Genomic DNA, 19,003 nt, shown 5'->3' on the forward strand with positions numbered 1-19,003 from the left:
CAAGCCGCGCCCCGTCGGAACCCGTCATTGAATTGACCAAGTCCTTCGCAATCCACTATGATACGCTGTCCCCGGTGTCATAATTGACCGGGCCTTGGAGAGAACACGTGCAGCGTATTCGTGAAGGGCTCAAGAGTAGACTTCGCTCGCTCGTCACCCAGCGCACCGGCCTGGATGAAATGGCGGTCGACGATCTCGCGACCTCGACCAAGCTTCAGTCGTGGGAAGCGGTCCAAATTCCCGAGCGGCTGCGGTTTTCGTCCCGACTGGCCATTCTTCTCGTGGTCTTCTTCATTCTCATCGTCGCCTTCGTGCCCTGGACCCAGACCATCACGGTGACCGGCCAGTTGTCGGCCTATACCCCCTTTGAACGACCTCAGGACGTCGAAGCACAAATCACCGGCCGCATCAGGAAATGGCACATCTACGAAGGCGTGCGGGTGAAAACCGGCGATGTGATTCTCGAACTGGATGACTACGACCCGAACTTCATGGCTCCGGACCTCTTGAGCCTGCTCGATCAACGCAAGAAAGCGCTAGAGGACACTCGCAAAGCCGCGTTGAGTCGCGCCGATCAACTCGATAAGCGGATCAAGGAAATGCAAAACCTCGTGAAGGCCGCCGTCCCTTCCGCAGGCGCCCGCGTCCTCGAGGCCGAAAGCAAGGTACGGGAAGCGAGGCAGAAAATCGAAGCCTCCAAGATCGCCGTCTCCACGGCCGAACTCAACGTCGAACGGCACCAGCAACTGGCACAACAAGGCCTGGTCTCCCAACGCGAATTGGAACTGACGATTCAATCCGCCCTCGCCAGCAAAGCCGACCTGCAAGGCGCACAAGCCAATTTGAGTGCCGCCGAACAGAGCATGAAAGCATTGAGTTTCGGACGAGAGCAAGTGAGCGCTGAAGTCCTGCAACGTCTCCTGGACGCGGAAGCGGCCCGCGACGCATCCATCGGAGAGGCGGCGCGCGCCGCCGACCAAGTCGCAGACGTCTCGTTGCGGCTCTCCAACGCCAACCAACGACGCGTGGCCAGCCGCATCCTCTCCCCCATCGACGGCACCGTGGTGAAAATGGCGCAGGCCGGCGCAGGTGAAACGGTACGGCCTGGAGATAAACTGGTCAGAATTTCCCCGAACACGACGGACAAGGCCATTGAAATGGTCGCCGACGGCATTGACGCGCCGTTGCTGAATGTCGGCCGGAAGGTCAAGATTCTTTTCTACGGCATTCCCGCCATCCCGCTGCCGGCCTGGCCGGAACTGATGGCCGGAACGTACTCGGGTGTGGTGAAAGTCATCGACCAGGTGGACGACGGAAAAGGCAATTTTCGCTTCTGGGTCGTTCCCGACTTGGAGGAACGTCCCTGGCCCCCGCAAGAACACGTCCGCCAGGGCACCAAAGCCATGGGGTGGGTCATTCTCAATCGAGTCCCGCTCTGGTACGAGCTGTGGCGCCGCTTCAATCTGTTTCCACCGGACTACCAGGAACGGCCTCCGAGCTTGATCGATACGCTCTTGCCGAAAGCCGGTCGAGGGGCCAAGTAACTCAGTCCTTTCCCCACGGCATTCGACCCGGAGCGCACAGATCCTTCGACACCCATTCTCTTTGTATCGGAATCAGAAAGGAGTGCGCCGCATGAAACACTATGTCTGGGTCCTTGTCCTCACCGCCTGTGCGTTGAGCTGGCTGCCGGAAACCGGCCTGTCCGCGGACGAGACGGCCAAATCACGGGCGCTCCCGCCGATCCCCCTGTCTTTGAACGAAGTCCACGCCTGGATCGACCGCTCTCATCCGCTGCTGAAGGGAGCCGGCACCGAAAAAACCTCGGCCCGCGGGAAAATGCTGAAAGCACTGGGCGCCTTCGAACCGATCCTGGTCAATGATACCGAAGTCGAACGATTCATCGAAAAGGGAACCAACAAGACGCAAAGCGTCGGCTTCAACGATACCCTGGTCGAAGCACGCACTCCGTGGGGATTCCGTGGTAGCGCGGGGTTCCGCCAAGCGATCGGCGACGCAAAGATTCCCGACCTCTCCTTCGGCAACGGCAACCAGCAGGTGATCCTCGGCGGCTTTATGCCGCTCCTCAAGGGGCTCATGATCAATCCGGAAAATGCCGAACTCCAGCGGTCGGAGTTGGCTGACCCGCGCGCCGATGTCAAAATTTCCCAAACCCGACAGGACCTGTTCCTGGCCGCCGCCACCCAATTCTGGGATTGGGTCTCTGCAGCCAAGTATGTCGACGTGCAGCGCCGGGCGGTCGCAGTGTCCGAAGAACGCTTGCGGCAAGTCGAAGGGAGAGCCAAAGCCGGAGCCGTGGCCCCTCTCGATGTCGTGGAGGCCGGTCAAGAAGTCCAGCGCCGGCGCGAGGTTGCCATCGGCGCACAACGAGCTGTGGAGCAGGAGCAGTACAGAATGTCGATGTTCCTCTGGGAAAACCAGACGCCGACCGCGCCGCAACTGGAGCGAGCTCCTGATTTCCCTCCGCCGGCCGCCGTCCCCACGGCTGAAATCGTTCGAGCCGACAAGTTGCAGGCCAAGACTGATCGGCCGGAGATCCGCGAGGTCGACATCGAAGCCAAGGTCAACAATATCGACTTGGAACTGGCCAAAAACAACCTGCTACCCAGCCTCGACCTCGAAGCGGCCCCGGCGCGGGCACCGGAAAAGTTCGTGCTCGGGTTGGGCTACCGGTTCGGTGTGGAGTTACGCATGCCGATCCTGCAGCGCAGGAGCCGAGGTGAAGTCATGGAAGCACAAGCGCAGGCCGATCGGCTGGTTCTTGTCCAGAAATACCGCGAGCAACAAGTGGTCGTGGACGTCGACAATGCCTTTTCGGCCATCGAACGCGCGAAGGAACGGGTGACCGCCGCTGCCGAATCACTCCGCATGGCCAAGATGTTGGAGGAAGGCGAACGGTTCCGTTTCAGCCTGGGTGCCACGAGCGTATTGTTCGTGAACCTGCGCGAGCGAAACTCCGTGGATTCGGAAATGCAGTTGGTGCGGGCCAAGGCGGACTATCAGAAGGCACTGGCCCTCTACCAATGGGCTACCGGCACGTGGGCACGCAGTCAACCATCCGCCACACCGGTCAATTATCGAGTCGGCGCGAGCTTCTCCAAATAGTGGCATTTTGCGGTCTGCTCTGATAGGTTTTAGCCAGCGACGAGGGCCGGCAGAAGCTGGCCCTCGTACCGACCAAGAACTGTTCTCGCAGGGACGCAGTCAGGGGCCCAGTCAGCTGTTGCAGAGGTACCACGATGGCCCAGGACCATTCCGATAATCAAACCAATCTGTTCCAGGCAGTCATCGGCCATCTCGGGGTCCTCTTCCGCCTGGAACGGCGCATCCTCGGGCTCATCGTTTCCTATTCGATCGCCATCGGGCTGTTCTCCCTGATTGTTCCCCTCACGGTTCAAGAGCTCGTCAACACCTTCGCCTTTGCCTTGCAACCCATTACAATCGTCACCCTGGCAGCCGTCATGGTGGCCGCCCTGTTATTCGTCGGCGCGTTCCGCGCATTGCAGTATTACGCCGTGGAAGTGTTGGAGCGCCGCATTTTCGCCCGGGTCGCCATCGCGATGGCCCAGCAACTCCCCTATCTGCGGTACCAGGGATTCAAACCCCGCTTTGCCAATTTTTTCGTTGAGACCATTCTCATGCAGCGGGCAGTCTCAGTCCTGCTGGTGGACTTGATCAACGTCATCGTCGGCGGAGCCGTCGGCATGACCATCTTGGTGTTCTACCACCCGTACTTTCTGTTGTATAACGCGATTCTGCTGGTCGGCTTCAACGTGGTCTTTTTCCTCATGAGCCATGGCGGCCTGAAGGCCGATATGGAGCTTTCCCACGCCAAGTACGACACGCTGCACTGGTTTCAAGAGATTGCCTACAACTTGCTCCATTTCAAGTCGACGGACAGCCAGACACTGCTGGTGAAAAAGACTGACCAGCTGGTGGACACCTACATCGACATACGCCGAACCCGATTCGGGATTTTGATCCGACAGTATCTGGGCTCACTCGGCTGGCAGGCCATCGCGCATAGCGGCCTCATTGCCACGGCAGGCTGGCTGTTGGGTATTGGGCAGTTGACGCTCGGACAATTTGTCGCCGCCGAAGTGGTCGTCAGCGGCATCTTGTCGAGCTTCGACGGGGTCGTGAAACGAATGGGCCATATCTATTATTTTCTCACCGCGCTGACGGAGCTGAGCTTCTTCTTCTCGCTCCCGAAGGACCAGGATACCGCAACGCTCTCGATCCCCCTTCCGGACCCGACCGTCCACGGGATTCGAGTCACCTGCAAAGATCTGACATTTGCCCCTGCCGGCGGCCCGCCCATCTTCGAACGTTTCAATATGGAAGTCACGCCCGGTGAAAAAATCGGCATCTATGCGGATACGACGGTGGCCAAAACGGCGTTGGCCCGTGTCTTGGGCGGATTGGAGTCACCCACGTCCGGCGTGATTCGCTACAACGGCGTCGACCTTCGGCACCTCAACCTCGACTCCGTCAATCGATTCCGAGGGTTTATCCTGGATTCGCAATTGTCGCTCTTTGAAGGGACTCTGGAAGAGAACATTGTGCTCGGGCGGGACTATATCCCCTATAGTGACGTGCGGTGGGCGCTTCGTTTCACCGAGCTCGAAGAGGAAGTCGATGCCTTACCCCAGGGCCTGAAGACTCACGTCCGCTCGGCAGGAAAAATCTTCGCCCCGACTCACATTGTTCGCATCCTGGTCGCACGGGCGATCTTGGGCCGGCCGCAACTCCTCATTTTCGAGGGCATCCTCCACAACATGCACCCCGCAATGCGCGAGACGATTCTTCGGCGCCTCTGCAGCAAAGAGGAGCCCTGGTCAGTGATCTTCGTGTCGAACGATCCCAACCTGACTCCGCACGTCGACCGCCGAATCATGCTGAACTAGGTGGATGCCGCCGTTGCTCAACGTTCTGTTCCCTCCGATTTCATGTTCTGACCCTTCTCACCATCGAACCCGATCTGCTTGACAGGCATTCACCAATCGCCCACACTGCAGCCCACCGTCGACCGATACGAGTCATTGCGTGAACGCCAGCGAACCACCCATTTCAACCCCCTCCGCGTGGACCATCCTTGCTCGTCTGAATCTCCTGATCGGGCTTGAACGCCGCATTCTCGCCATCGTGGGATCCTATGCGATCGTGATCGGCCTGTTTGCGTTGATCGTCCCGCTCACCGTGCAGGAGCTGGTGAACACCTTCGCATTTGCCATTCAGCCGGTTATGATCGTGACGTTGGTGGCGACCATGTTCGGGGCGCTCCTCTGCATGGGCGCGTTCCGCGTCCTGCAGGCGCGGGCGGTGGAGATCCTGGTTCAGCGTCTCTATGCACGGTTAGCCTTCGCCTTCACCGAGGCCTTACCCCGCTTCCGCGAGAACGTCTTTCTTCCTCAACATACCAATACGTTCATCGAAGCAGAGTTGTTGCCGCGGGCGTTGGTCGCCATGCTGGTCGACATCATCAACGTGTCGGTATCGGGGATCATCGGGATGGCGATCCTGATCATGTACCATCCCTATTTCCTGGGATATAACACGCTGCTCATCACGGGCTTTGCTTTCCTGCTGACGTTTTTCGGCCGAGGCGGGCTCCGCATCACACAACGAGTCTCCCGGCTGCATTACCAAACATTTCATTGGCTCCAAGACATCGGCATCAATCGACTGCACTTCAAATCCACGGATAGCCTCCCGCTGCTCCTGAAGAAGACCGACGCGCTCGTCCAGGCCTATGTCATGGCGCGAAAAACGCGTTCCGATATCCTGACCGGCGCGCAATACAAGAGCGCGGTCATTTTTCAGGCTACGGCGCACAGCGGCATGATCGGGCTCGGCGGCTGGTTGCTGTCGATCGGCGACATCACCCTCGGGCAGTTCGTCGGGGCGGAGGTGATCGTCGGAACCCTGTTGCTCAATCTCGACACTGTCGCCCGGCGCATGTATGCCGCCATCTCTGTCGCCACCTCACTCCAGGAACTCTCCACGCTCTTCGAGATGCCGAAGGAAGATGTGTCCGGCCCAGTGGCGGCCTGGCTCCCCAATCCCTCGCTACGGGGAGTGCGCCTGACGTGTAAGGATGTCTCGTTCGCCGCCCCGGACGGAGCGCTCCTCTTCGAACGGTTCAACCTGGAAGTTATCCCGAGAGAGAAGATCAGCGTGCTCTCGGGAACCAGCAGAAGCAAGACATCGCTCGCGCTCATCCTGGCCGGGCTGTACCATCCGACCAGCGGCGTCATCCGCTACAACGACGTCGATCTGCGCGATGTCTCGCTGAATTATGTGAACCGCCACCGAGGCTTGATGCTGGATTCCCATCCCACACTGTTCGATGGGACGCTGGAAGAAAATATGACGTTGCAGCGCCCCTCGATCCGGTTTGAAGACCTCAGCTGGGCACTCCGCTTCGTGGAGCTTGAAGAAGAAATCGACGCCATGCCCATGGGACTGGAAACCCTGGTGCACGGCAACGGTGCCAACCTGACTCGAAGCCAGGTGCTTCGCATTCTCCTGGCCAGAATGATCGTCACCCGGCCGGAACTGCTGATCTTCAACGGCAGTCTCCACAATATCGAGCCGGGGCTCCGATTGACCTTGCTCCGTCGGCTCTGCTCCAAGGAAGAGCCCTGGTCGGTGGTCTTTGTCTCCAACGATCCGGAAGTCAGCCAACTGGTCGAACGCCGCGTGCTGCTGGACTGATCATCCGGGCTACCGTCATCACGACGCCGCTTCTTTCTTCCGTGGCGATCTGCTAGACTGAGCCGAGGTGTTGCCTCCGGCCTGACGAAAGGAACGCTCGTGTCACTGGCATCGCGCCTCAAACTGTCCTTTCCCAGCACGAACCAATTGATTATCAGCCTCCTGATTGCGGGGTTGGGGTGGGTCAGCGGGCAGGCCCTCAGCCGTATCGATCAGGATCTGCGCATCATGTACACCGAGTACACGCTGGGTGCGGCGGACCTCGCCCATATCTCGGCGGACGTCATTCGATATCGCAACACCATCATCCGGTCGTTGGAAGCCGAGAACCAGACCACCTTCGAACGGATTACCGAATCGTTGCCGGCCCAGCGCGCACGCATTCAACATGCGGTGGATCGATACGCCGCAGCCGGCCTGCGCGTGTCACGGAGCGGGCGGAGCGAAGAAAAAGACATTCAAGCGGTTCGCGAAAGCCTCGATCAATACTTCCACGTGGCCAGCCAAACGACGGACTTGCTGTCGCAGGAATGGAGGGCCGGCTCCGCAGCTGAAGCCGCGGAACTCCGGCGCAAAGCCGAAATTCATGCCGCCGACAATGGTGGGCCGAAAGTCATGCAGGTCAGTCTCGCGCTGGATCGACTCCTGGAGACGGTCGCGGAGGTCGCCAAAGACATGCGCGACGAAGGCACCAAGACGATCCTCTCGACAGGGTATTGGATCGTCGGCGGGAGTTTCTTCATTGCGTTGTTGAACCTGGTTCTCATCCGACCAGCACGCGTACAAGAACGGCCCTCTTCAAGCTCTGAAGAATCGCCCCATCCGGAATCACCACGGAGCCTTCCGAGCGAGGGATAACGACAAGCCCTCCAGAGCGATTCAGCCCAACGCCCCATCTTTGCTCACATCGACGGATCAGCCGGCCGGCCGAGAGCCCGAAAGAGTCGGCGACGTTCATCGTGGCTCAAATCCATCCACTGCCCGGCATGCAAACCCTCAATGGTAATGTGCATGATGCGCACCCGATGCAATGACACGACCCGATAGCCGAGCGCCTGGCACATGCGCCGGATCTGCCGGTTACGCCCTTCCGTCAGGATGATGCGGAAGCGGCGGGGCCCAAGCCGCGCCACGGTACAAGGCCTGGTGCGCTCCCCCAGAATAGTCACCCCCTGAGCCATCCGAGACAGAAACGTCTCATCGAACTCCCGTTCCACTTCCACACGATATTCCCGTTCATGCCCGTGCTCGACCCGCAAGATCTCATTGACGATATCGCCGTCGTTCGTGAGCAGGATGAGGCCCGACGAATCCTTGTCGAGACGCCCGATCGGGAAAATTCTATCGGGATGGCCGATTTCAGCAATGATGTTTCGTCGAACATGCAACTCAGTGGTGGTCGTCACCCCAACCGGCTTGTGATACTTGAGATACACCGGACGATGGCCGCGCTGGAGCATAACCCCGTCGCGCGCTACGAGATCCTGCGGGGAGACCTGATCGCCGAGCTTGGCCACCAGGCCATTGATGGTTATCCGCCCGGCAGCGATCAGGCGATCGGCCTCCCGACGCGAACACAGGCCCTGCTCGGTAAAAAATTTATTAATGCGCATGGCAGGGAGATGAACTCGCGTGAGTCGTTCCTCGTCAAGAGTGCAGGGTCAACGGCGTCACCCCAAAACACGGGCTGACGTCACTCTGTACCTGGGCCTTCCGTCAAGAGCGTTACGTTACGTTCCACTCCACAACGAGAGACACTTCACGAGCGACGGTTCACAATGTGAGAGTCAGTGGACACGGCGGCCGGCACGAATTCGCCCCAGCATCCGATAGATCAAGCGGGCGATACTAAACTGCGGAGCGACGAACCCTTCGATCGGTGCAATCTCACTAATATCCATACCGACAATGCCCGGCCCGTTGGCTAGCGCGGTCACCAGCGCGAGGGTGTCGTACCACCCCAACCCACCCGGCTCGGGTGTCCCCAACGCCGGCACCAGGGACGCATCAAGCCCGTCACAATCAAAGGTGAGATACACCGGCCCGGTACAGGCCGCCAGAATGTCGGGAATCCAACGAGCGGCCCGCCCCTCATAAGGACCGGAGGGATCGAGAATCGACGCGGCAAAAAACGTGTGGATCCGCGGAGTGTGTTCGATCAGGTCGATTTCTTCCGGACTGATCGAGCGAACACCGACCTGTACCAACGGCAGGCCGTCCTGCACGACACGAGCCATCACGCTTGCATGGCTGTAGGGATTGCCCTGGTAGGCTTGGCGGAGATCGCCATGCGCATCGATCTGTACGACGCACATCCCCGGATATGTTCGGGCATGCGCGCGAATCGCCCCTAACGCGCCGGTATGTTCACCGGTCAGGGTCACCAAGAACTTTCCCCGACCGACATGTGGTTGAACAAACTCCTGAATCGCCTGCACAGCCGGCCCATCGACTCGCCCGTCTAGGTTTAAGGTCGCAGCCGTTGCGACGCCGCCCCACTCGCGGTAGGGTTCATAGCGCAGCGTCTCATCGTACAACTCGACCTGTTGGGAAGCTTCGATGATCGCGGAGGGGCCTCGATCGGACCCGAGGATATAACTCGAGGTATGCTCGTAGGGAGCCGGGAGGACGTAGACTCCGGCCTGATCGGGATGACACCAGGGCTCGTCGATCCCGAGAAAATTATCGGCTTGCCCAAGCCACCCGGACGGAAGCGCCATAGTCGCCCGCCGCTAGGCTTTGTCCCGAAGACTCTTAGGGATGTTTTCCGTGGGGATAAACACCGCCAATGCAATCACGCAGGTCCATCGATTTGGACGGCCGACTGCCGATTGCGTGATATTCAAGGTTCGCACGATCTTGCCGCCCATCTTGAAGACCTGTTCGCGCTCTTTCCAAGCCACATCGGGATCGAACTCGATGCCTTGTGTGGTCGCGAGCATTTGTGCCGCCAAATCTTCCGTGTATTCACCGGACTCTTCGTCGGTCTCGCCGTACGCATGGTGTTCAGAAAGGTAGCCGTACGTATCGCGGTCCGTCGGAATCGCTAATCCGATCGACGCGGAGATCAGCCGGTTGCGCTCGTTGGTCTCCGATCTGGCCATGACGCAAAACGTGATTTCACCGGGGTTCAGCAATTTCTCGCCGCGCTTGCGAGGGAGGATCTTGCAATTGGGAGGGAGGATCGAGGAGACGCTGACGAGGTTACAATAGGCCACGCCGGCGCTACGCAAAGCCTGCTCAAACGCAGCCAGCTTTTCCTTGTGCACCCCGACGCCCCTCGTCAAAAACATGTGTGTTGGTACCATGTAGGTCTCCCTCTTCATCCCGCGTCGAAATCACTCCGCCTAGAGTGTTCGAAAAATTGTCAGAAGCCTTGTGCCACGCACTTGATCATGCGGTGACACGCGCGAAAGTTGTATCAAGTTTGCCGGTCATCCGCAATATGGCGGCCGGGTTTTTTTGCCGTACGCCAGAGGGCTGTCACGGCCGGCGTAGATTCAGAACCAACAATCTGGGTTCGGTCATGTCCTCGATCGCGTACCGAAGACCTTCACGACCGATCCCGGAGTCCTTCACGCCACCATAGGGCATGTGGTCCGCGCGGAACGTTGGAATCTCGTTCGCGAGGACGGCGCCGACCTCCAGCTGCTCGAACGCCTGGAAGATGCGTCCAATGTTGTTGGTGAACAGGCCCGCCTGCAACCCATAGTCCGACTCATTCACTGCCGTCAATACACCCTCAAAGTCGCGATAGGGCGTGATCGTGACCAGTGGCCCGAACACTTCCTGGCAGGACACCTTCATGGCGGGGGTCACCTGAGACAAGACCGTCGGCCGCACAACCGACCCCATCCGCGTTCCGCCCGACAACAGGCGGGCACCTTGGGCCACAGCATCCCCGATCCAGCCTTCGACACGCTGCGCGGCTCCCGAATCAATCAGCGGTCCGACGACCGTGTGCTCATGGCTCGGGTCTCCGGTTTCCAACTGCTCAACACGTGCCACAAGCTTCTCCGTGAACGCCGCCGCGATCGACTCATGCACAAAAATCCGTTGCACCGAAATGCAGGTTTGTCCGGCATAGCTGAATCCGCCGGTCACACAACGCTGTGCAACATGATCCAGATCCGCATCCGGCTCGACGATCACCGCGGCATTCCCGCCCAATTCGAGCACCACCTTCTTCTTGCCGCATTTGGCTTTCAGCATCCAGCCCACCGGCGCACTTCCGGTAAAACTCAGTAACTTGAACCGAGGGTCGACCACCAATTGCTCCGCGACCTTGTTTTCGCACGGCAGCACGTTGAGACCACCCGCTGGAACACCGGCCTCTAGCAACAACTCGGCCAACAGAAGCGATGTCAGGGGGGCTTGGGGCGCCGGCTTGATCAGAATCGAGTTACCAGCCGCCAAGGCCGGAGCCACCTTATGGACGACAAGATTGAGCGGAAAATTGAACGGGGTAATGCCAAGGATAGGCCCGATGGGAAATCGCCGCGTCACCCCCCAATACGACTCCATTCCGGGCGACCAATCCAGCGGCACGACCTCACCACCGATACGCTTGGCCTCCTCCGCCGCGATCGAGAACGTCTGAATGGCGCGGCCAACCTCCCGGCGCGCATCGGTCAGCGGCTTGCCGGCCTCTGCCACCATGCTACGCGCAAACTCTTCGTGCCTCGCTTCGAGCGCCTGAGCCGCCTTCCCAAGCAGGGTCGATCGCGCGTACCCGGACAACCGGCGCATCGCGGCCGCGCCCTCGACTGAAGACACGACGGCGGCGTCCGCTTCAGCCGGACCGGCCTGACAGACATGGGCAATCGTCTCGCCTGTGTAGGGATTTCGTACGGGAGCAGCCGTGGTGGTGTGTACCCACCGGCCACCGATCAGAAATGGACGGCCATCTTCCAACAGACTCACTCCAGGAGAGGGAGGATCGCTACTGCACGGATTCCATCGGAGGTGTGGCTGCAGCCGCGGCGCTATGCGTCGCTTCATCACGCTGAGCCGCCACCGCCTTGGCGATCAACTCTTCGGTTCCCCAATCCTGAACCGCCGCCAAGGTGAACGCTTCATACGTCGAGACCCCTTGGCAGGATGGACAGGCCGGCATGGGAACCTTCCGGCAAAACGCTTCGTTCAAGCAGGACATGCACACCCAGAGATCGGGCTCTCCATCCTTCGCAGGCACGTTCCAAAAGGCTTGTTTCGATGCCATAGTGCAGTTTCCTCTTTCCTGGCTAAACGATGAGTCTCGTCACAACACTGACGCCCGTTGGCATGAGGGACGTTATTTCTGTGTCGCCCCCGGAGACGCGAGTAACTTCTCAATTTCTTCCTCGAATGCTTCGAACGGGAAGGCGCCGGGAATGGCAATGGCCGGATTCTTGGTGGTCGGCTGCTGCGTCGTACGCATCAGGACAAAGCCGGGCGTGCCATGGAATCCCCAGCCATTCGCTTCATCCCGGTCTTGAAAGATGGCCTGCACATGCGGGGCATCACGCAAACATTGCCGGAATTTCGTCTGGTCGAGGCCGATGGCCTTGGCATGTTGCGAGTAACTGTCCACGTCCAACCGTCCGTCCGCGGCAAACAATCGATCGTGCATCGGCCAGTAGGTGCCCTGGTCGCCGGCACAACGCGCGGCGAGCGCGGCAGTGACCCCGGGACCTTGATCGGCGCGGGGATAGTCCTTGTATAGAAACCGGACCTTGCCGGTATCGACATAACGCGCCTGAATCTTGGGCCAGGTTTCCTTAAAAAACTTGAGGCAATAGCCGCACGTGAAGTCGGAATACTCGATCAGCGTCACCGGCGCATCCGCCTTGCCTCGCATCCGATGATCGACGGCCGGCGCACTGGCGGCAACGGCGGCGCCTGCCACCAGCACGAGCAGGAGACACCCCATTCCAACCCGAATCAGCCATGCAGTCATGAGAGTCATGCCGGGACACTCTTCGCTGGGATGCGTTCCAATAACCCGACCATGAGCAACGGCCACACCAGGGTAGCATCGCTCAGCACTTCGGCAAACCGCCCGCCTTCGGCCGGCGGCACGAACTTGCCCCACGAGATGCCCTCTTGATAGGTGCATCCGCTCAATCCGCCCCAGTAATCCGGCTCGGGACAGATTCGGACGCCATAATGAAACCGTGGCGGTTTCACATCAAGGCCCAAACGCGTGTTACTGATCTCGATATACGGCGCCACTTGCTGCGCCCAATTCCGAGGCACGCCACCACCGATGGTGAAAATGCCCAGGCGTTTGGATCCCAGTATTTCTCCCGCATAGTGGTTGAGATCGAGGTAGGGATTGAAGACGGGACTCGCTTGGTGAAGCGCGCGTAAGACCGCCTCGTCTCCGCCGCCTTTGACCTGGCTGCGAACCCGATCCATTTGCTTCCCCATCGCCCAGGTGCCAACATCCAGCCCCATCTCGGAATCGGTGAATGCAGGGATATAAACCGGCACGTTTTTCAAGTAGGCGCTCTTGAGAATCCCGGGTCCTTCAAATTCTTCGGTCAACGTCTTCCCGAGTTCCCGGGTCAGGAGATGCGACGAGAGAGGCACATCGGGGTTGATCCGTTTAAGCGTCAACGAGACGACATGCTCGACGTAATTGAGGTTCGACTCCATCTCAAGGGTGTCATAGACGCGGTTGTAGCCCTTCTGAAATAACTCCTCGTCGCTATGAGCGGCCTCATGCCGATAGTGGAGCTTGCCCACCGATTCGCTGAGGCCATGTGCGACCAGCGCGCCCGTCGAGATGATGGCATGCACCATGTCGCGGTCGATCATGGTACTGATGATTTTCCCCATCTTCGCGATGGTCATAGCGCCCGAGAGCGTCAGCACCACCTTGCACTCGGTATCCTCGATCATCGCCGCGAGGGTTTCAAAGGCCTCGCCCAGCCGCCGGCCGCCGAATGCCGTTTTCCGCATCGCTTCCAACAGCTCCGAAAAGGTATGAATCTTTTCAGGGTCGAGAGGCTCAAGCGCCTCCAAGCCATCCGTGGCACCGTCATGAAATTCCCGTCCCGCCATGATGAGAGCCTCCCGAAAAAAATCACCCTTCCGATCAAGCAGATCATTTTATACACAACCGAGCGGCGCGGGGTCAATTGAAGCGGTGGTCAGACCCTTCGAGGGCAGGCTGTCATCCGTCAAACGTGATTCATCCCGCCCGCTCAGGTGCCTCACCCACCGAAGCAATCAACGGCGCGCAACCGCGCGAGGAAAAGACAGGAGGGAGTCGCGAGAACAGGCGGTCAGCTTCGAACGCCGCTGACGAGTGTGAGCACCATCGCCGTGAGGTACATGAGACTGATCCCAGCGAACAGGCCTGTCGCCACCTGCACCCGGCGCGTCGCCGTATACGACATCACGGTCAACGCGAGGATCACATAGAGCAACGAACCGGCCGCCAGGGCGTAGAAGCAGATCGAGAAGTAGGAAGAGACACCTTGCCCGCTGAGAAAGGTCCCGACACATGTCGGCAGCCCGGCGATCAATCCCAGCAGGATGACATCCCGCCCGGAGATCGGCGTTTTTCCCGAGGCACCCACAATACCGAATCCCTCGGTGCCATTGTGCAAACCGAATCCGGCCACCAACAAGAGACTGAGCGTGTACTCGCCGCTGGCATAACTGGTACCGATCGCCAGCCCTTCTCCAAGATTGTGCAACCCCATCCCAACGGCAATCATGTAGGGCAATGACAGCACCCGATTCCCTGCACGACCGCCGAACACCTGGCGGGATTCCAGCGCCACTAAACCGACGAAACTGATCCCGAGGCTGCCAAGAAACACCAACCACGAGATGGGGTCTCGTGCGCCCGTTTGCTCAGTCGCTTCATGCATGAGATCGAAAAAAAGGTACACTAAGACACCGTTCGCCACCCCGATCAATCCACTCTCCCAAGTCCGCGGCAACACCTTGCCCAGGAACAGGGCTGCAAGGATGCCGACGTAGACTGGAATGAGACCGGCGATCGCGCCCAGTCCAATAGCATTCACCATGGCAACCTTCTACCAGAAGCAGGGGGAAGGAAGAAAGATCGGGGTGAAGGCTGGCACGACGTTCACAGACATGACAGCCCCTGACAATCAAGCCAGGAGATAGGCCCCATCACAGACTCATGATGGAGCCGACAGCGCCGGCGGGTGTGGCACAGGGCGTCTCACCACCCACCGGCCTTGAGGCTGCCGACAGACGCGGCAGGAGAGGGGCAGTACAAGGCGTGGTTACCGTCCGCCGGACAGTTGGGCCAGGACCGGATGTCCACCCATGACGTCTTGCAACGCCTTAACGACGGCAGCCGAGGATGTCTCACCGGCCTGAACGAGCACCTGATACTGTTGCTGGGTCAGCGCGAAAAACGCCGGGTGCTGGTCGACCGGCACCCCCATCAACGTCGCCAGCGCGGCCAAATGTTCCCCACCGCCCCTGGCCATGTCCCCGGAAATCGTTTCAAACGTGCTGGCAACAAACAGGTGGGTCTGCTGTTCGGCCATCACCTTGCCGTCATTGGTACAGCCGGATGTGCCGAAGCTGATCCCGAATGTCTGACTCCCGAACGTGCCGTTCGTTGTCGCCATCATCACTTGAGGCGCAATATTCTTCGGAGTCTTATAGTCCGCCCACGCCAGCTTTCCCAGCCCACACCCAGGTCCATTGTCCGGAGTCACTGCGAACGCCACGCTGACCTGCCCGCCGATCAAGATCCCTGTCAGCGCGACGAACAATCCTTTTTTCATGTGCTCTCCCTTCTGTGCTTGCGCGTTACCGCATCCTCATCAGACACATCATGCCGACATCGCTGTGCGGCCCCCCTTACCTTAGCCGTCTTTTTCGCCCTGTCAATCGAAGGGCCTGTTTTCTCGCAGATGTCCACGCTCATGGCTGGACCACTCGGGAATCAAGGCGGCGGGAGCATGGAGGGGCAGGCGTGTGAGCACACCTTCCTCGCCCATACGAAGGACGGTGGGTGATCGCGACTTCGCTTGAGTCCAAGCAGGCGTGGATCACCGACGGAATAACTTCCACCGCTACTCCGTCGGCACCCGGGCAGACTCAGACGTAGGGACTGTTCCCTGGAGCCGATGGAGAACCTGATACAGTACGGGGACCACCAACAGAATCAGGACCGCCGAGGTCAGCATGCCGCCTACCACGACTCGCGCCAGCGGCTGTTGGGATTGGGCACCGATGCCGCTCGCAATAGCCGCCGGCAGCAGCCCAATGGCCGCAGCCAGCGAGGTCATCAGCACCGGCCGCATCCGGACCTCGGCGCTTTTCAAGATCGCCTCTTTGATCTCATACCCGTCACGCAATAGATCTCGCATACGACTGATCAGGATCAATGCGCCCTGCACGGCCACGCCGAACAGCGAAATGAATCCCACCGCGGCCGAAATGCTGAAATGGGTCCCCGTCACCAACAGTGCCAAGACGCCACCGACCAATGAAAATGGCACGGCCGCCAGCACCAACAATGCATCGCGTAGACTGTGCAGGACCAGGTACACCAGAAAGAGAATGATGAGCAGCGTGATGGGGACAATTTTGGCCAACCGTGCCTTCTCTTCTTGCAGTTGATCAAACTCTCCGTGCCATTCGATCCGATAGCCGGATGGGAACTGGACCTGCTTCGCAATCCGTTCTTGCGCCTCCCGGACGGTCCCCTCCAAGTCTCGTCCGCGAACGCTGAACTTGATGGGAATGTACCGTTCATTGTTTTCACGATAGACGATGAACGCGCCGGTCTGCTCGGTAATTGACGCCAGCTGTTTCAGTGGAATGCGCGCGCCGTCAGGCGTACTGACGACGATGTTGCCGATCGACTCGATATCGCGCCTGAACTCCGGGAGAAACCGGACCACGAGATCGAACCATCGCTCCCCCTCATACACTTGCGTGACGGCCTGGCCACCGATCGCCGCCTGGACGACATCGTTGACATCGCCCACCTTGAGGCCATACCTCGCACACTCCTCGCGGTTGACCTCAATCACAAGATTCGGCTGCCCCAGCAAATGCAGCACACCGAGATCTTTGACACCCTGCACATCCTTCATCACCAGCTCAATCTGCTTCGCCAATTGCTCCAGGGTCTGGAGGTCGCTGCCAAAGAGCTTGACTGCATTTTCCCCCTTCACCCCCGACATGGCTTCCTGCACATTGTCCTGGATCGCCTGAGAAAAGTTGAAGGTCACACCCGGCACCGCTGTGAGGCGCTGTTCGATCTGATCGATCAAGGCTTTTTTCGTCGGCACCTCAGCGCGCCATTGTTTCAACGGCTTCAGGGTCACGAGGAATTCCGCATTGAAGAAACTCGTCGGATCGGTTCCGTCGTCGGGACGCCCCAATTGCGAGGCTGCACTGATGACCTCGGGGAATTGCCGGAACACTGCCCGGATGTCCGTCACCAGATGCGCCGCCTGCTCAAACGAAATATCCACCGGGAAGGTGGTGCGCATCCAAATATTCCCCTCTTCCAATGCCGGCATGAACTCACCGCCGATGAAGGGCACCGCCGCGATGGTCAGAACCAAGGAGAGGATGGCGATTCCGATCACCAACCATTCGTGCCGCAACCCCCAATTCAGCAGTGCCAGGTAACCATGTTTCAACCACTCCACCACTGCGGTGTCACGCTCCCGAATCGGTCCGGCGAGCAGCAAGGAACAGAGGGCGGGTCCTAGGGTAAACGCCATCAGGAGCGCGCCGCTCAACGCAAAGCCATAGGTCAAGGACATGGGCGCAAACACCTTGCCCGGCACCCCCGTCATCGTGAACAACGGTAAAAACGCCACCACGATGATGGTGGTCGCAAAGAAAATCGGCCGCCCCACTTCGCGCGCCGCACGCAGGACAGCCGCCGGCATCGCGCTCTCAGCCGAAGGGCGATGCGCGAGGTGGAAAAAGATACTCTCGACCATAATCAGGGTGGAATCGACGATGATCCCGAAGTCGACGGCCCCCAGCGAAATCAGATTGGCCGATTGCCCGGCGAGCACCATCATGCCGAAGGTAAACAAGAGCGCCACGGGAACCGTGAGCGCCACAATCATCGCCGTCCGGAAATGACCGAGGAACACGTAGAGAATGATCGACACCAGGACGACGCCGGCAATCAAAATATCGATCACCGTTTCAATGGTCGTATGGATGAGGACCGTGCGGTCATAGAAGGTCTTGATCCCCACCCCCGGTGGCAGCTTGCGAGTATTGAGGTCTTGGATCTTTTCATGCACCTTCTCCAACACCGGCAGGGCTTTGGCACCCCGCTGCAGCAGCACGACACCTTCCACGACATCATCCCGGTCATCGATACCGACCTTGCCCAATCGTATGCGGGATCCGATGCTGGTCTTGCCCAGATTCCTGACAAATACCGGCGTCCCTTCTTTTTGAGTCACCACCGTGTTGGCAATGTCGTCGAGTTTCTTGATCAGTCCCATGCCGCGAATGTTAAAGCTCTGCTCACCCATCGACAGGTAGTTACCGCCCACATCGGTATTGCTCTTTGCGAGACCGTCCATGACCTGATCCAGCGTCACGTTGTAGCTCATGAGCTGCCCGGGGTCTAACTCAACGTGGTATTCCTTGGTCGTCCCGCCGTAAGTACTGACATCAATGACACCGGGTACGCGTTTGAACTCGCGGCGGATCTGCCAATCCTGGGTCGTCTTGAGGTCGGTGAGCGACACATGGTCGCCGGTGAGTTCGTACCGAAAGATTTCGGCGATGGCCGACCAGGGCGAAATCGACGGCTGCACGTTTTGAGGCAAGGTAGTGAGTTGCAGGCGATTGAGGATTTCTTGCCGGTCGCGGAAGTACTCGGTGCCGAAATCGAAATACACCTTGATGTCGCTGAGACCAAAGATCGAGAGGGAGCGGATTTCGGTCAGCCCCGGCATGCCCTGAAGTGCAATTTCGATCGGCAGCGTAATGGCCCGCTCCATTTGCTCACCCGACCAACCGGGATACTGGGTAATCACCTCGATCATCGGCGGTGATGGATCGGGATAGGCCACCACATCAAGCAGATGAAACGCATACAAGCCGCCGAATAAGAGCGCGAGTCCGGCGAGGCACACCATCAACCGCTGTGCCAACGCCAACCCTACCAGTCGTTCAATCATATGGTGTGTCCTCCGCACTTAACTCAGACATCTCGCGCGAACGCACAAGACGGCATCGATAACTCCCATCAACCACTGCGATCGAGAGCTACACGGAACCTGACTGACAGTTG

The 19,003-nt window shown here is 59.2% G+C and carries 15 protein-coding genes; 5 read left to right on the plus strand and 10 right to left on the minus strand.

Annotation, left to right across the window (positions count from 1 at the left end; translation table 11 throughout):
* Window positions 1-107: 107 nt before the first annotated feature.
* The 5 genes from V9G17_07935 to V9G17_07955 all read left to right on the plus strand — a co-directional run bounded on the left by V9G17_07935 (window position 108) and on the right by V9G17_07955 (window position 7,596).
* Complete coding sequence (locus tag V9G17_07935; protein MEI2752521.1) at window positions 108-1,544, plus strand: biotin/lipoyl-binding protein; 1,437 nt, start codon at window positions 108-110, stop codon at window positions 1,542-1,544.
* Window positions 1,545-1,635: 91 nt separating this feature from the next.
* On the plus strand, window positions 1,636-3,126 hold the full coding sequence (locus tag V9G17_07940; GenBank protein ID MEI2752522.1) for a TolC family protein: 1,491 nt from the start codon (window positions 1,636-1,638) through the stop codon (window positions 3,124-3,126).
* A gap of 134 nt (window positions 3,127-3,260) precedes the next feature.
* Window positions 3,261-4,928, plus strand: coding sequence for an ABC transporter ATP-binding protein (locus V9G17_07945; protein ID MEI2752523.1), 1,668 nt, complete (start codon window positions 3,261-3,263; stop codon window positions 4,926-4,928).
* 139 nt (window positions 4,929-5,067) lie between these two features.
* Complete coding sequence (locus V9G17_07950) at window positions 5,068-6,738, plus strand: ABC transporter ATP-binding protein (GenBank protein ID MEI2752524.1); 1,671 nt, start codon at window positions 5,068-5,070, stop codon at window positions 6,736-6,738.
* A 99-nt stretch (window positions 6,739-6,837) separates the two neighbouring features.
* A complete protein-coding gene (locus V9G17_07955) occupies window positions 6,838-7,596 on the plus strand; it encodes an MCP four helix bundle domain-containing protein (GenBank protein MEI2752525.1) in 759 nt (252 codons plus the stop codon).
* 44 nt (window positions 7,597-7,640) lie between these two features.
* On the opposite strand, the gene V9G17_07960 is transcribed toward V9G17_07955, so the two are convergent.
* From V9G17_07960 to V9G17_08005, 10 genes are all read right to left on the minus strand, one after another.
* Window positions 7,641-8,351 (minus strand): pseudouridine synthase, encoded by a 711-nt coding sequence (locus V9G17_07960; GenBank protein MEI2752526.1) that lies wholly within the window; start codon window positions 8,349-8,351, stop codon window positions 7,641-7,643.
* A 174-nt stretch (window positions 8,352-8,525) separates the two neighbouring features.
* Window positions 8,526-9,458 carry an agmatinase gene (gene speB, locus V9G17_07965; GenBank protein ID MEI2752527.1) on the minus strand — a complete coding sequence of 311 codons (933 nt, stop codon included), beginning with the start codon at window positions 9,456-9,458 and terminating at the stop codon, window positions 8,526-8,528.
* A 12-nt stretch (window positions 9,459-9,470) separates the two neighbouring features.
* Complete coding sequence (locus V9G17_07970) at window positions 9,471-10,046, minus strand: arginine decarboxylase, pyruvoyl-dependent (protein MEI2752528.1); 576 nt, start codon at window positions 10,044-10,046, stop codon at window positions 9,471-9,473.
* A gap of 175 nt (window positions 10,047-10,221) precedes the next feature.
* Complete coding sequence (locus tag V9G17_07975; GenBank protein MEI2752529.1) at window positions 10,222-11,652, minus strand: aldehyde dehydrogenase family protein; 1,431 nt, start codon at window positions 11,650-11,652, stop codon at window positions 10,222-10,224.
* A gap of 28 nt (window positions 11,653-11,680) precedes the next feature.
* Entirely contained in the window at window positions 11,681-11,959 is a 279-nt protein-coding gene (locus tag V9G17_07980) for a hypothetical protein (GenBank protein ID MEI2752530.1), read from the minus strand.
* A gap of 72 nt (window positions 11,960-12,031) precedes the next feature.
* A complete protein-coding gene (locus tag V9G17_07985) occupies window positions 12,032-12,685 on the minus strand; it encodes a DsbA family protein (protein ID MEI2752531.1) in 654 nt (217 codons plus the stop codon).
* Complete coding sequence (locus V9G17_07990) at window positions 12,682-13,785, minus strand: deoxyhypusine synthase family protein (GenBank protein MEI2752532.1); 1,104 nt, start codon at window positions 13,783-13,785, stop codon at window positions 12,682-12,684. The genes V9G17_07985 and V9G17_07990 overlap by 4 nt, the downstream gene beginning before the upstream one ends.
* 224 nt (window positions 13,786-14,009) lie before the next feature.
* Window positions 14,010-14,762, minus strand: a complete 753-nt coding sequence (locus V9G17_07995; GenBank protein MEI2752533.1) for a zinc transporter ZupT — start codon at window positions 14,760-14,762, stop codon at window positions 14,010-14,012.
* A gap of 225 nt (window positions 14,763-14,987) precedes the next feature.
* A complete protein-coding gene (locus V9G17_08000) occupies window positions 14,988-15,500 on the minus strand; it encodes a DUF3015 domain-containing protein (protein ID MEI2752534.1) in 513 nt (170 codons plus the stop codon).
* 291 nt (window positions 15,501-15,791) lie between these two features.
* Complete coding sequence (locus V9G17_08005) at window positions 15,792-18,890, minus strand: CusA/CzcA family heavy metal efflux RND transporter (protein ID MEI2752535.1); 3,099 nt, start codon at window positions 18,888-18,890, stop codon at window positions 15,792-15,794.
* Between the last annotated feature and the right edge of the window lie 113 nt (window positions 18,891-19,003).

Source organism: Nitrospira sp. (assembly GCA_037045225.1).
In the GTDB taxonomy this organism is placed as follows: Bacteria; Nitrospirota; Nitrospiria; order Nitrospirales; family Nitrospiraceae; genus Nitrospira_A.